A 15,211-nucleotide genomic window follows, 5' to 3' on the forward strand; every position below is an offset into this window, starting at 1 on the left:
CAGGAACTGGTTAACTGATACGTCTTCGATAAGGCCGTTACCGTTACGATGGATGATACGTCCATTTCCTACGTAGACACCTGAATGTTCAGCAGTTCCAAATGCGAGATCGCAATACACAATGCAGCCTCTGACTGGGTGATTGGTTTTCCAGAATAAATTTTGGATTAAACTTTTCGATAAGTTGCCGACTAGAAAGCTTCCTATTGCGTTATATGGATTCATGTTATTTGCCCTCTAATGTTGTGATGACGAAACTCAAAAAGGCTCTGAGCTTAATGTTTATAAGGGATTAGCGGTCCCGCCCCCTTAGTAAATGACCATGCTTAAAGCTCAAGAGAAACGAAGTCCTTATCAACCTCATCTTGAGTGATACCGATATATCGAAGGGTGACGCCCTCAGATGTGTGACGAAGCATTTTCATGACACGCCCTATATCTTTTGTGGATTGATAGAGAAAGTAACCTCGGCTCTTTCTCATCGAGTGAGTACCTAACGCGATATTCAGCTCTTGGCCTACTTGCTGAAACGCCATCGATACAGCACGTCGCGTGATTGGCTGCGGTGGTTTGTTTTTCAACTGTTGGCATCGGTGGGATTGAAACAAGTAGATGTGGTCGGGATGTTGCTCTCTCAATCTAGCAATGTGCAGCTGCGCTTTGGTATTGAGCTGAATGTTGGCGAGCTTTCCGGTTTTACTCTCTCGAATAATAAGTCGGTCGCCATTAATGTCTTCAAAGCGAATCGACAACAAATCAGAAATCCTCAGTGCCAGATTTAATCCGATATGCCATATATCGGCCATTTGTGGATGACAACGAATACTCAATAGATGACCAACCATACGTATGGTGTCATCGTCTTTGATTGCTTGGACCTCAGCCATAGTCTGCTTCCTTTTTTGTCTGTAGGAGGGTGTTTTGGGAAGCACAAAGCCGACGATATTAAAGAACCCTTATACAGCAAGGGATGGAAGCTTCCCGTTTTAACAATATGGGAAGCAGCCTCGTTTTAGCTCTGTGCTGGTGGTTGTGTTGAATCCTTAGTCACTGGAAATGCAATTGTTTGCGGAGTGTTACATGACAGGTTTAAACTCTTGCAGAATAGTGGTTTATGTAAGCCGTAAAGAATGAGGTTAGATTAGACGTACGCAGGTGAGAAAGGATCAGTGATTTAGATCATTATGTTTTGGATGAAAGGTAATTTTGTTGTATTAAAAAGCCCTGAGAACTACTCAAGGCTGAAGAACATTTTATGTGCGCTTACACTTTAAATCACGTAAGTGGATAATGTCACTATTACTCAAGCCATTAATGCTTTGAGTCCAATGCAGTATCGTTTTGGTTAATGGCATATAACTTATTGCATTATTATCTTTGTAGATACTTTTTAGAGAGTCAAAGAGGTCTATTTGGCAGTCAACATGAGTACCATCCGACATCTCTGTGCTAAAGCCATTGTAAGAAAATATATAGGTTTCATCTGGTGTGGTAGACCATTGATAAATTTCGCTGATTTTAACTGGAGAGATGATATCGGCATATTTATTGTTGATCTCGTCGATTCTCGGGTCCAACCCTTGAGGGAACTCTTTTTTCATCTTTCGTTCGGAATTCTCCAGCCATACAAGGCGATCTTTGATGGGTCTTTCAGCTTCAAGCTTTTTGAGTAGGTTTTCGATCTTGGCTGTTTCTTCTAAACGTTGTTCTAGAGAATGTTTTAGCTCCATATCTTTAACTAACTTTTTGTATTCTTGAGTTAGTGTTTCGATTTTCTCAGACCTTTCATCTTCAACCTGAGTATTAATTGCATTGGTTAATTGTTTAAAGTCACATTGGTATTGTACGATGATTCTTTCACGACTATCTTCGAAAGTTTCCCAGTTAACTTCCTCACATATCTGACGATTATTGAAAGCCTGCTCAATAGTAAATGAGCGTTCATATTGGATAACTTCGTTATCTATATTGATGTAGCTAAACGGTTGGTCTTGGAGTGATTCTATATCACCCTCACAACCTGAAAGTGAAACGGTAGCGACGACAGCCGTTACACTTAACAGAAACTGTTTTTTTACTGACATTGTTTATCCTTAGGGTCATTAATTAATTTGTTAAGTTAAGCCTTTTTATAAGCGAAGCGGCATCATCAACAAAAGTAGTCGTATCCACGTTGGTGATGACTTGCCCGTCATGTTGAACGGATATACTTATATAGGCGGCACTATACCTATTTATGCATGGAGTTTTCCATGCATCACGTTGAATTTTTTGATAAAGAATGCACTTTCTGTATGGTTACAAAGTTCAACTCAATCTTCGGTTCCTTTTATCGAGTCATAAGCCCCCATTGCTACATAAGCCAGAAAGTTACACTCCCACATTTCATACAGCTCCGTGGTTTCTTGTAGGTGCATACCAAGCCATCCACTAAAGCGTGCGAAAGCGACGTTGTTAGCAAAATCAAAAGCCAAGTCAGGAACTAGCTCATGAGTATTCTCTCCAACATAAATAAGGTCAGTGATCTCAATAAGAGCAATATGGCCATCTTTGACATCAACCTTTATAGATACCGGATGAAAGCCACCGTTTTCTGGGTGATAGCTGGTGTCTCGATAACGAATAGTTACCTTACCTTGGGAATTAATATCATCGATAGAGCGTTTGATTAACTCGGTGAGTTGGTGTGAAGGCTTAGCGCGCTTGCTCGCGAACATAGCCAGGTTAGTAGCTTGATTCATAAGAACCTTATTGAAGTAAGTTGAGTTAAGAAACTGAAGTGATATGAATGGAAATTGCTGGTTGCGTGGTAAGAGAGTGCGTAATGGCTTTGAGCCAGCTAATAAGTAAGCTCTGTACTTCTGGCTGCTGTAAGCTGCACTGTTTAACTTCTGGGTGATAGAACCAGCAGCTAGCGAAGTTGAAATACAGGGATAACTCTTTTTGTGGTGTACCTGTGACTATCACATCAAAGGTGGCAATAAAGCGGAGTTGCCAAGGTGCTTGGCTTGATGCTCGCTCTAATTGAATTTCGATTGGTTGAAAACGGCTATTCATATCTTTAGAGCGTATGTTTAACGCTATCCGCTTGACTGTACTTGGGATGACGTTTTCAGACATTAGCGCATCGAGAAAACAATGCATGGGACGAACGAGTTCTTCGTTAACACCGGAAATGGCGAATCTATTCATACCCACCCCTTTTCTGCAAATGACACACAATCCTCACCCACAACGATGTGGTCCAATACTCTGATATCTACCAGCTTTAGCGCATCCACCAGCCTCTGTGTAATACGCCTATCAGCTTGAGAGGGCTCCGCAATACCTGACGGGTGGTTGTGAGCAAAAACTACCGCGGCGGCGTTGTAGTTTAGCGCTGCCTTGATCACCTCGCGCGGGTAGATAGATGCAGCATCAATAGTGCCAAAGAACAACTCTTCAAATTCTATTAACTGATGTTGGTTATCAAGAAACATCACAGCAAACACTTCGCGGTCGTGAGCCCCTAACTTGAGCTTTAAGAACTCTTTCACATTGGTGGGATTAGTAAAAGTGCCTTCTCGTTTGTATTTTGCAGCCAGTGCTTCGGCTGCACGTTCTAGCAGTTCATTTAACTCTGAAGTTTTGAACGGGTAATCGTGTTGGTTGTTGGAGTTACGCATAAGAGCTCCTCAGATCATCTGTTTGGTTATGCGTACTGATGAAATATATCTGAAAGGGCTTTAAATCAGCTTGCTAGGTATGGAGGATTGAAAGTAATCGCTCTCAGGGACAGGTAAAAAATAACTTACTTGCCGTTGCTATGTAGTAATCGTAATTAAGTGACGAATGAACAATCAACATAATTGGCTGGTGCAAAGGATGTATCGGCTGTTTAGTCTCTGGAGAGTATAAAAATGAATAAAGAAATTTATGTAGAAGCAGCAATCGTAGAGAAACGAAGAGGCCGTCCCGTTGGTGGCGTTGGGCTGATTATATTCGATGCAAGTGGAACTATGGCTCATGAAGACTGGCTGCCCTTTGACAGTATTATAGATCGTCATTATCTAGATTTATCAGCACTTGCGTTTGGGCTTGAATATGCCGGAGACGGTGACATTGTTTATAGCAGCAGTGACTACTGCGTTTCAGGCTTTAATGAGTGGTTAGATGCCTGGAAACGTCGAAATTGGCGTAAGGCAAATAAAAAGCCTGTAACTAATCAAGCTCTTTGGGAGCTAGTGGATAAACGAAGTGCAGATAAGCAGGTTGAGGTAAGAAAAGTCGCCGCTTGCTCCGCAGGAAAAGATGCCGCTTATAGATACGCTCTTGCAGCAGCGAATCGTCAATTGTAATAAGAATGAATCACTTGCTGGCATAGCCAGCAGGTGTTTTTTGTTGTTACTGGGTTTGAAGGTGGCATGGAACACCACAAGGTACAAAACGGTATTTTTCTACATGCCAAGTAATCCCATGGGAACCAATAACATAGGAGGACGTCCCATGAGATTTCTAAAACTAAAAGAAGTAATGCAAAAGACCGCACTTAGCCGTTCAGCGATTTACAGAAAGATGGATGAAGGGAGTTTTCCTAAATCAGTTAGCTTGGGTGATAGGGCTGTAGCTTGGATTGAAAGTGAAGTGGAAGAGTGGATGGAGTTGATTCTGTCTGCCCGCACCAGTGGCTAAAGTCCAGTAGCCGTTTAGTTAATATGCGCGCCAATTACGGTTCTCGCTCAAGGTAATTTAAAAAATTTGACTTCGAATTTATGTACCTATGTACTAGGTAAATTCTGATACTGAATGTAAAATGCAGTACATCTGCAGGTACTTAGGGATACGAAAATGGCTACTACCAAAACTGCAACGTTGACCATACGAGTTGAACCAAATTTAAAAGAAGCGTTGCGCACAGCAGCTCAAGCTGAACACCGCTCTATCGCCAATATGATTGAAGTGATGATTCGCGAGCATTGTGAGAAAAACGGTATAGCTATAGATAATGCCCAAGAATTAGATCAGCGTCAGGAGCTTAAGAAATGATTAAAACAGTTAAACAAGCATGTAGTTTCAATCCTGTGATTCAGGATTATAAGATGAGCCAAGCGATTGAAAACCTTGCTGATCTAATTAAAGATGAAGGTGATGGTAGCGAATTCTTTTCACGTAATTTCGTTACTCACGGTATGGAGCAACTTTTCCGAGAAGGTATGCTTAGGTTGTCAGGAAAGTCGGATCAAGCTGTTTTCGAACTAACTCAAGCGATGGGTGGTGGTAAAACACACATGATGATCGCTCTAGGCTTACTTGCTAAACACGCTCACCTAAGGCCTGCTGTGTTACCTGAAAGCCTCAGTAGTCGCTTAGATTTTGGTGACGCGCGTATTGCTGCTTTCAATGGGCGAAACAACCCTAGTAATTATATCTGGGGTGATATCTGTACACAGCTAGGTGCTGAAGAAGAAATCAAAGAGCACTGGGTTAATGGGCCTAAACCTGTCGATCAGCAGAAATGGAAAGACATCATCGGAGACACACCAACTCTGATTATGATTGATGAGCTACCACCTTATTTGAACGTTGCAAGTACACATGTTTTAGGTACAGGTACGTTAGCAGATATGGTGGTGTATAGCCTAAGTACGTTAATGAGTGCGGCTTTAGAACTACCAAATTGCTGTATCGTTATGGCGAACCTTTCAGGCAGTTATAAGGCTCAGACAAAAGCACTTGCAGACTCAATCTCTAACCTGCAACAAGAAACTCGCCGCCAATCTATGACCATTACCCCTGTGCAATTATCGGGTAATGAAATCTATGAGATTTTGAAAAAGCGTCTTGTTGATCAAATGCCTGATGAGCAAGTAATCAATGACATTGCGGAAGAGTACGCCCAGCAAATTAAAAAAGCGGAAGACGGTGGCTACATCATTGCTTCAAGCATTGAGCAGATTGCTGACCAGATTCGAGAGACTTACCCGTTCCATCCTTCTTTTAAGCACCTAGTTGCTTTGTTTAAAGAAAATGAAGGCTTTCGTCAAACGCGTGGTTTAATGCAGTTTACTGCTCGACTTCTGAAAAGTGTTGAACAGCGGAAAATTGATGATGTGTTCCTTATTGGTACTCAGCACCTCGATTTAAATGACGAACAAGTTAAAGACGAAATCGAGAGGATCTCTCCAAAGCTTGTACCAGCCATAACGCGAGATATTGCAGACAAAGGTGATGCAATTTCAGAGATTATCGATGCAGAGCAAAGTAACGATGCTTCAGTTCAGCTAATGACTTTATTATTAGCTTCGTCTCTTTCTCGTGCAGTGGGTGGCCGTATCGGTTTATCTGAAAGCGAAATTATCGAGTTTTTAGCGGCACCAAACCGAAAAGCCGATGAATTCTTAGAAGCTATTCATAAGCTACGTGAACAAGCCTGGTACTTGCACCGTGAAGATGAACGTTTCTTTATCAAAGAAACAGAAAATTTATCTCGTCAGATAGAGCGAAATGCGAAGGAAGTTCCACAGCCTAAAGTTGATCAAGCATTGATCAATCATCTAAAAGGAATATTGCAGCCTAACACTCGTAATACCTATCAAGATGTTCAAATTCTGCCTCGAATGGATGAGCTCAAGCTAAGTGGCCCTCGTACCCTTATTGTTATAAAGCCTGATGGTAAAGTGCCACCAAGTGAGTTAATGAACTTCTTTGAATTCCAGCAAGAGAAAAACAATCTTCTAGTACTAACTGGTAAAGATAGTTTTATGGCCGATGCGGTAGAGGAACGTTTGCGTGAGCTTTATGCCATTGAGAAAATCAAAAGTCGTCTAAAGTCAGGCGATACTTTATTTGAGGAAGCTCGTGATCGTTTTGAAGAGGCCGAAGGGCGTTTCACCAAGGCACTTTCAGCTGCTTATAACGTCATATGGTATCCAGGTGTTGATGAAACCTTTGGTACAGAAAGTTTACTCAATGTCATCATAGATAATGGATTAAAAATCGGTGATGGTGATCAATCTGCCGAAGTGCAAATCGATAAATTAATGGCTGATCCTCGCGCCAACTATAAGTTAGCCACGGATCTAAAAGACGACTTTGCTCAGTACTTTGCAATGGCAGAGACGGAGCTTTGGCCTTCTGGCGCTGGAAATAGACGTACTCCGTGGAAAGATGTGCTAAGCAAAGCCAAGTGTAATCCAGGTTGGCCTTGGATGCCTGGTAACGGTGGTATGGATACATTAAAAGCAGAAGCGCTCAAGCAAGGTCGTTGGCGTCAAGGTGAAGATGGTTACGTTGAAAAAGGACCATTCCCTAAAGAAAAAACCAGCGTGAACGTATCTTTACTGAGTTCACATCCAGATACTGGAGAGTCAGTACTTAGCCTAACGCCGCGAAATGCTGGTGACAGCCCCGTAATTCATTATTCAACAAGGCCAGAGGTTTTAGAAACGGATGCACAAGTTGAAGATAGTGAAAGCTTTAGTACAACTGAAAGTACGCTTTACTTCCTAGTGAGAGATCCTAGTGGTAAATATGAAACAGGTGCAGTTACTCGATGGGTTGCAGATCTTAAGATCAGACATCAGGTAGAGGCGTTGGCAGACAAACGAAAAATTACTCTGCAATGCACACCAAATGCTGACATGTTTTACACATTGGATGGCTCTAACCCTAAGGATGGCTCAGCTTATGACAAACCATTCGATATCGGTTCGGATGCAAAGCTGTTATTAGTGTACGCCAAATCAGGTGAAGCATCTGAGACGGTGAAATTTTCGATACCACATGTTGGCGATAAAACTGTAAAAATTGACGACACTAAACCAGCACGAATCAATAGTGCAAAACGTGTATCACTTGATACTACCGATAAGGTTTTCTCCGTTATCAATCGATTTAAAGACCAGGCTTCAACTCAATTCAAAGGAGTTAGGATCGAAATTGGTGAAGGTGAGAACACTGTTGGTATCCGCTTTGGTGAACGTCAAGTTACAGCGGCCATGATCGAAAAAACAGTGAACAGCCTAAGAGAACTACTCAATGAGGCGGATGCAGCGGTTACGGTTAACGTTAGAGATGGCATCGAGTTTGAAAATGGTTTTGAAGCAAAAGAGTTTGCTAAGTTAGCAGGTATTGAGCTTCGCCCTGGTGATGTGGTGCAGGAAGAATAGTCCTGTATGTATAAAGAAAACAGTGATGAGGAGAAATAAATGTCAAAGGTAACAGCAAAACAAAATGCGCCTAAATATTCGACGCTTGGTTTTGGGGTGCCAGCGTCCAGCGATCCTCATCACTTTAAAGTTATCATTCCAAAAGCGAATAGCGGCAAAGTTGAAATTAGTGAGCATCTGGGCATGCAAGCTCAGAGCGAAGAGCTATCGGTTATTGAGCGTGTGGTTCTAGAGCGTCCTTGCTGGACTGCAATACGTGCAGAGGTGCAGCGAGCGTTCAATGCTCGCTTGAAAAGCTATGATTTAAAGCCAAGTTCATGGAAAGTCGGTGAGAATGTTGTCGACCGTTTGCTGGGTAAAGAGCTTTGTGTACTTGCTTGGGCAGTCGAGAGCATGGACGTTGAAAATATCTCTGTCGCTGTTCGTAACTGGTTAGCGCTTCGTCCTGAAGAGCGCTGGTGGTTATTTGGTATGACAGCAATGAGCACAGGCCATAAGGATGACCGTGATGTAGGTTGGCGTGTTGCGCTGCGTCACGCGCTTGGTGACATAGTACAAACAGAGTCGCCAGAAAAAGACAGACAAGTTCGTGAAGTATCACCAAGTTACTCATTGGTTCAATCTGATATTGAAGACAACCTACAACCATCTAATGAAAATTCACGGAAGGCTGCTGAAAGTTTAGCTGAGTTGCCTGCTGGCAATGCAAATCTAATAGTCCGAGACGAGGAAGCTCCATTGCCGCCCGTTACTAAACCTAAAGAAGAGAGTTCATTGGCGGAGGATGTACTATTTCTATTTGAAGCCAAGAAGGCTAAAGCTGGTGGTCACCCAGTTGGTGACATGAGTAAGCCAGAATTTGTTGTCGGAAAAGGCTCGACGGCAAATGTAGCCGTGGCGAAGTCTCTACGACCTGCTATTCGTGAACTACGTCAGAAGCTTTTAGACGAAGGTGTTCTAGTGGAGGACGGAGAGGTTTATTCCTTTACATGTGAGTACTCGTTTAAAAGTCCAAGTTTGGCCGCTTGTGTGATTGCAGGCAACCCTCGCAGTGGTATGGATGCATGGAGAGATTTAAAAGGACGCAGCCTCAAAGAGTTAGGCTACGGTAAAAAAACTAACTAATTTTGCAACGGGGCGGCGAAAAAGCTGCCCCCTTAAATGCATCGAAATAAATATAGAGCGGCGTTCTCAAATATATCGCTCTTTTTGGAGATAGAATTTAATGGCACAACTAACGCCTTTAGCATTAAAAGACGCCCCGGCGTTAATTGAGGCAGCTTTTCCCGCACAAAAAGTTTCCTTTGAAGCTCAGAAAGAAAGAAAAGCGAACCTTGGTCAGACACTAACAGGACTGGGTTCATACTGGAAAGGCCGTAAACCTCTGATTTTGGTACGTTCAGTGGTACTTGGTAGCCTGTTGCCACAAACAAATGATACTGAGAAAGACTTAGAAATCTTCGAGATGCTGATGGCATTCGATAATCAGAGCCTCGCCAAAAGAGCCTTAATTCAGAACGCAATCAAACCTAAAGACATAGCAGAAAAAGTAAGCCTTCATAATCCGTGGGATTATTTTGCTCACAATGTAAAAGTAGATAATGTGCGCTTTAGTGAGGTTGATTCTTTGATTTTTCCTCTATCCCCTGATGAGCTGGGCTTAAAACTGCGTTGGCGACGCGATATCGAAGAAAAAGATAAAATCAATTTGTTAGCTTTGTATCTTGATACGATTGATGGCTATGAAGAGAAATCACTGCTATGTAAACGGCCGGAAGAAGTTGATCAAGATTGGTTAACACAACACATTTGGACAAAAGTAAATAAGCATTATCAAGAGTTCGGTGTTAACGCTAACTCTCACCAGGCTCTCGTTGAGCAACTAGGTATCTTAAAGTACGGACGTAAGCCAAGAATAGCCGATACTTTTAGTGGTGGTGGTTCAATACCATTTGAAGCAGCTCGTGTAGGGTGCGATGTATATGCATCAGATCTCAATCCAATAGCTCTAATGTTAACTTGGGGGGCATTAAACATTATTGGGGCCTCCCCGGAAAGAAAGGTTGAAATTGAGACAAAACAGGAAGAAGTCGCGAAGGCAGTAGATGATGAAATTACGGCTTTAGGGATAGAGCATGATGAACATGGCAACAGAGCAAAAGCCTACCTTTACTGCTTAGAAACAAAATGTCCTGAGACAGGTTGGCTTGTGCCTATGTCTCCTACTTGGGTGATCTCTAAACAAAAAAATGTCATAGCTAGGTTGATCCCTAACTATGAGTCTAAGCGTTTCGATATAGAAGTTGTCAGCAATGTATCAGCTTCTGAGATGAAGCAAGCAAATGAAGGCACTGTAAGAGAGGGCGCCTTAGTTTATGAACTTGATGGTAAAACTTTCCGAACACCAGTAAAAACTTTGCGAGGCGACTATAAAGACTCTGATGGAACTAACAAGAATCGATTAAGAAAGTGGGAAAAGGAAGATTTCGCTCCTCGCGAAGATGATATTTTTCAAGAACGTTTATATGCAATTCACTGGATAACTAAAGAAAGCTTGGATCTGTCGAAACAAGTAACGTTTTTTACTGGTGTATCACAAGAAGACATCGAAAGAGAGCAAAAGGTTAATCAGATTGTTTCAGAAAATATTGTTAAATGGCAGCAAGAAGGGCTCGTTCCAGATATGGAAATTGAACCTGGAGATAAAACTGATGAACCAATAAGAACTAGAGGTTGGACTCATTGGCACCACTTATTCAATGCTCGTCATTTGTTGATGTACGCTCTTTACTTCAAGAACAATACCCCAGAAGACTTTATATTTAACGCTAAGTCTTTGGATTGGAATTCTAGAATTTGCAACTGGATGATTCATTGGGAAAAGACGAATAACGTTTTTTATAACCAAGCGCTAAACCCTTTCTATAACTACGGAATCCGGTGCTTTACTAGTCACGAAGCTGGTCGTTCTTTTGGTTTTGCCAATAGCCCTCTACCTTCTGTTAAGTTTGAAATCAAAAATCATGAAGCAGAGAAAATCGAGGTTGAAAATGACATATATGTTACAGATCCGCCCTATGCCGATGCAGTTAATTATCATGAAATAACAGAGTACTTTATTGCGTGGCTACGTAAAAATCCACCAGCCCCATTTGATGAATGGACTTGGGATTCAAGACGAGCTCTTGCAATTAAGGGATCTGGTGACGGATTTCGTAAAGGTATGGTTAATGCGTACAAAGCCATGGCAAATCATATGCCAGACAATGGTATGCAATGTGTAATGTTTACGCACCAAGATACCGGAGTTTGGTCTGATATGGTTGGCATATTCTGGGCTGCTGGGCTGCAAGTAGTAGGCGCTTGGTATATCGCAACCGAAACAAGCACTGAGTTAAAGAAAGGTGGCTATGTTCAAGGCACCGTGATTTTGATGCTACGTAAACGTCCAGCAGGTGAAAATTCTGGTTTCAAACAGCGGTTGCTCCCTGCAGTTAGAGCTGAAGTGAAAAATCAGATCGAAACCATGATGCATCTAAACGATGAAGTGAAAGATAAGATGGGCGAGCCAGTATTTAACGATTCTGACTTACAGATGGCAGGTTATGCCGCGGCTCTAAAAGTTCTGACGTCATATACTCATATTGGTGGTGAAGACGTGACAGCATTTGCACTACGCCCCCGCACTAAAGGTGAAGTAACAGTCGTTGATGAAATCGTTCAACAAGCGGCAGAGGCTGCAAATAGTCTTTTAGTACCTGAAGGATTAAGTGCCGATACATGGCAGAAACTAAGTGGTATTCAACGTTTTTACTTAAGAATGATGGATATTGAGACCACTGGAGCTGGCAAGCTAGACAACTACCAAAACTTTGCTAAGGCATTCCGCGTTGAAGATTACACTCGTGTAATGGGAAGTATGGCTGCCAACAAAGCTCAATTGAAACGAATCCCAGAGTTTGCTTCTCGTGATTTAACAGAAAGCAACGAGATAGGTTCAACTTGGTTAGGGCAGTTAATTATAGGTTTACAACAACTACTAGCGGAAGCGGAACCTCAAACCGTGATTAGTCATCTTCAGGAAGAATTTCCGGACTTTATGGAAATTCGACCAGTTTTGATTGATGTGCTGAAGTTCGTTGAAAACAAAGCACCGGAGCAAGCGACACGAGATGTTGCGGAAGTGTTGGGTGCACGTTTACGCAATATGCGAGCGTTAGGAAATTAAGCGATATATGATGAATTACTCATGGTGTGAGGGAAAATAATACATGGCGATCAGACGGTTTTCTTCGCGAACTCATCGGCTTGATAGCAGCTTTTTACTTGAGCACTTAAAAGGAGCCCGCAGTTATAAACGTATAGCGGGTTACTTTACCAGTTCTTTATTTGAGGTTGCTCATGAGCTCATTGAAGCGATCCCTGACGTAAAAATCGTCTGTAACGTGGATATTCACCCTGACGACTTGAAAGTAGCTCAGCTTCGAGAGTCTAAGATGATTGGTCGTTGGAATGAGCAAGACATAGAGACGGAAGCTCTGCTTAATCGTGACCGTTATCGAAGACTTGATAGCTTTTTAGCTAAACACGGGCAAGTCATTCGGGTTGCACCTGACAGTGTGTGTGGGTTTCTACATGGTAAAGCCGGAGTCATCGAGTGTGCGGATGGCCGAAAACTGGGCTTCATGGGTTCAATGAATGAAACAAGTAGTGGCTGGCAAAGGCACTATGAGATCCTTTGGGAGGATGACTCTCCTGAGGGGGTAGCATGGATAGAAGAAGAGTTTGAATACTTGTGGAACGCCGCACGTCAGTTACCCGATGCAGTAATACGTGAGGTTAAGCGCCGCGGGTATCGGCGTGAAATCGTATTTGATGAGATTGATGATGAAGATGATGTAGCACCTGCAGCATTGATTGAATCACCGCTCTATCGGCAGGGTTTTTCACTAAGGCCCTGGCAACAAGGTTTTGTTACCGAGTGTATTCGTCATTATCGTAATCATGGCATTGTACGCTTGCTTATTGCTGATGAGGTTGGGTTAGGTAAAACTTTATCAATGGCGACAGCTGCATTGAGTCTTTGCCTTCTTAGTGATAAAGAAAACAAAAAGCGTAAACCCGTAATTATTTTTGCACCAGCCACGCTCTGTGAGCAGTGGCAAACAGAAATGATAGACAAGCTAGGTATTCCGTGTGCTAGATGGCATACACAAAAAAAAGCTTGGATAGATTCGAATGAGCGAGTGATATCGCCTTCAGGTCAATCGTCTATCGCCAAGTGTCCTCTACGTATTGGCATAGTCTCTACAGGGTTGATGATGCAAGAATCTTTAGAGAAAAAGTACCTCTTAGGTTTGAGGTTTGGTCTTACGATTCTTGATGAGGCACATAAGGCACGAAGCCGACAAGGTTTTGGAAAGGAAGCGGGTACTCCGAATAATTTACTTGCTTTCATGCGCGATGTCGCTGCACGTTCTGATCATGTGCTCTTGGGCACAGCGACACCCATTCAAACTCGTTCAGAAGACCTCTGGGACCTTATGGGTATATTGCATCAAGGAGTAGGTAATTTTGTACTAGGGAATGATTTTGCCAAGTGGCATCGTCCAAAAGAGGTACTACCTATTTTGTCAGGTGAGCAGCATGTAAGCTCGCCTAGCTTTGCATGGGAGCTGTTACGTTCACCGCTCCCTATGGTTGATTCTAGCAACGAGAAGCATTCGCGGAAACTGATTCGCTCCATTCGCGAAGATCTTGATCTACTAAATAATCGAAAGTCAGATATTAGAAACCCATTAACAGATCTATCTGAGGACTCTAGGGACTACCTAGAAGACGAGCTAGATCGTGATATTGCTGGAGCTAGTTTTTTCCAGCGAGAGAATCCATTTGTTCGTCATATCGTTTTACGTAAACGTGTGACATTAGAGGACGCAAATCTACTTCCTCGTATTGGTGTTCATGTTCACCCGGATAGACAGCTAGCTAAAGAAGAGCATAAGTTTGGCAGTTTGTTTACGGGTAAGGCGCTAATTACTAGTGAAGAGTTTCGCCAGGCTTACACAGAAGCTCGACATTTTGGCAAAGCGCTTTCGCAAAGCGGTAAAGGTGGTGGCTTCATGAAAAACCTCATGGAGCAGCGTATTTGTTCAAGTATTGTTGCCGGGTTAAATACAGCCAAAATGCTGCTTGAGGGACGAATCGTTCAAGAAGAAAGTGATGAGCAGTTGATTGAACTAAAAGCGGAAAGCCCAGAAGAGATAGCGGTTCTTGAACAAATGATTGCTAGTTTGGAAAGTGTTGAAGAAGACCCAAAACTACGTGCTGTATTACATTATTTGGAGCAGGAAGGCTGGCTCAAGCATGGGGTTATTATTTTCAGCCAGTACTACGACACTGCAAAATGGGTTGCGGACTCTTTAGCCGAGCGGTACCAAAATCAAGCTGTAGGTTTATATGCTGGAGCAGGGAGAAGTCGTCTATACCAAAAAGGTGATAGCGTTAATATTGAGCGTGAGACCTTAAAGAAAATGGTCTCAGAGCATCAATTAGAAATAATGGTTGCTACAGATGCGGCCTGTGAAGGCTTGAATCTACAAACATTAGGTACACTCATAAATGTTGATCTCCCATGGAATCCAACCAAGTTGGAACAAAGAATAGGTCGGATCAAACGCTTTGGACAAGTTCGAGAGCAAGTGGACATGCTTAATTTGGTCAATGAACAGACTGTTGATGAAAAGGTGTATGACAAGCTCTCTGAGCGTATGCAGGATCGTTACAACTTGTTTGGTGCATTGCCAGATACTATTAAAGATGAATGGATAGAAGACATTGAAACGATGGGCGAAAAAATGGATGAGTACATTGATGCGCAAAAAAAAGCCAATGGTTTTGATCTTCGCTATACAAGTACCATGGAGCCTTCGGATAAGGATTGGCGAGATTGCTCTAGCGTTTTATCAAGAAGAGACTTTAGTGAGTTAATGGCATCAGGGTGGAGTGATAATAAATAGCATACCCACTCCCCCTCGACCATCCAGTATAGTACGGCTAATTAC

At 42.5% G+C, this 15,211-nt stretch carries 12 protein-coding genes and 1 pseudogene; 7 read left to right on the forward strand and 6 right to left on the reverse strand.

All coding sequences use genetic code 11. The features are described from left to right. From OH458_RS04420 to radC, 6 genes and pseudogenes are all read right to left on the reverse strand, one after another. Positions 1-225 (reverse strand): annotated as a pseudogene (locus OH458_RS04420) (lecithin retinol acyltransferase family protein); the annotation flags it as partial. Between the two features lie 101 nt (positions 226-326). Next, positions 327-887, reverse strand: a complete 561-nt coding sequence (locus OH458_RS04425) for a tyrosine-type recombinase/integrase (protein WP_269977400.1) — start codon at positions 885-887, stop codon at positions 327-329. 366 nt (positions 888-1,253) lie between these two features. After that, positions 1,254-2,084, reverse strand: a complete 831-nt coding sequence (locus OH458_RS04430) for a hypothetical protein (protein ID WP_269977401.1) — start codon at positions 2,082-2,084, stop codon at positions 1,254-1,256. A 228-nt stretch (positions 2,085-2,312) separates the two neighbouring features. Next, the gene (locus OH458_RS04435; protein ID WP_269977402.1) at positions 2,313-2,741 is read right to left on the reverse strand and encodes a DUF2787 family protein; all 429 of its coding nucleotides are present in this window, start codon (positions 2,739-2,741) and stop codon (positions 2,313-2,315) included. A 25-nt stretch (positions 2,742-2,766) separates the two neighbouring features. Further along, the gene (locus tag OH458_RS04440) at positions 2,767-3,192 is read right to left on the reverse strand and encodes a DUF2787 family protein (protein WP_269977403.1); all 426 of its coding nucleotides are present in this window, start codon (positions 3,190-3,192) and stop codon (positions 2,767-2,769) included. After that, on the reverse strand, positions 3,189-3,665 hold the full coding sequence (radC, locus tag OH458_RS04445) for a RadC family protein (protein ID WP_269977404.1): 477 nt from the start codon (positions 3,663-3,665) through the stop codon (positions 3,189-3,191). Before radC ends, OH458_RS04440 begins: the two co-directional genes overlap by 4 nt. Positions 3,666-3,899: 234 nt before the next feature. Here radC and OH458_RS04450 point away from each other — a divergent pair, with 234 nt between their 5' ends. The 7 genes from OH458_RS04450 to OH458_RS04480 all read left to right on the forward strand — a co-directional run bounded on the left by OH458_RS04450 (position 3,900) and on the right by OH458_RS04480 (position 15,166). Continuing rightward, complete coding sequence (locus tag OH458_RS04450) at positions 3,900-4,337, forward strand: RNase H family protein (RefSeq protein ID WP_269977405.1); 438 nt, start codon at positions 3,900-3,902, stop codon at positions 4,335-4,337. A 118-nt stretch (positions 4,338-4,455) separates the two neighbouring features. Next, positions 4,456-4,671, forward strand: a complete 216-nt coding sequence (locus tag OH458_RS04455; protein WP_081326294.1) for an AlpA family transcriptional regulator — start codon at positions 4,456-4,458, stop codon at positions 4,669-4,671. 156 nt (positions 4,672-4,827) lie between these two features. Continuing rightward, positions 4,828-5,025 (forward strand): ribbon-helix-helix protein, CopG family, encoded by a 198-nt coding sequence (locus OH458_RS04460; RefSeq protein WP_102511038.1) that lies wholly within the window; start codon positions 4,828-4,830, stop codon positions 5,023-5,025. Continuing rightward, entirely contained in the window at positions 5,022-8,147 is a 3,126-nt protein-coding gene (locus OH458_RS04465) for an anti-phage-associated DUF499 domain-containing protein (RefSeq protein WP_269977406.1), read from the forward strand. Before OH458_RS04460 ends, OH458_RS04465 begins: the two co-directional genes overlap by 4 nt. A gap of 39 nt (positions 8,148-8,186) precedes the next feature. After that, entirely contained in the window at positions 8,187-9,272 is a 1,086-nt protein-coding gene (locus tag OH458_RS04470) for an anti-phage-associated DUF3780 domain-containing protein (RefSeq protein ID WP_269977407.1), read from the forward strand. 100 nt (positions 9,273-9,372) lie between these two features. After that, on the forward strand, positions 9,373-12,375 hold the full coding sequence (locus OH458_RS04475; RefSeq protein ID WP_269977408.1) for an anti-phage-associated DUF1156 domain-containing protein: 3,003 nt from the start codon (positions 9,373-9,375) through the stop codon (positions 12,373-12,375). 43 nt (positions 12,376-12,418) lie between these two features. Continuing rightward, entirely contained in the window at positions 12,419-15,166 is a 2,748-nt protein-coding gene (locus OH458_RS04480) for a phospholipase D-like domain-containing anti-phage protein (protein ID WP_269977409.1), read from the forward strand. The last annotated feature ends 45 nt before the right edge of the window (positions 15,167-15,211 follow it).

Source organism: Vibrio sp. MarTm2, from assembly GCF_027587055.1.
Classification (GTDB): Bacteria; Pseudomonadota; Gammaproteobacteria; order Enterobacterales; family Vibrionaceae; genus Vibrio; species Vibrio sinaloensis_D.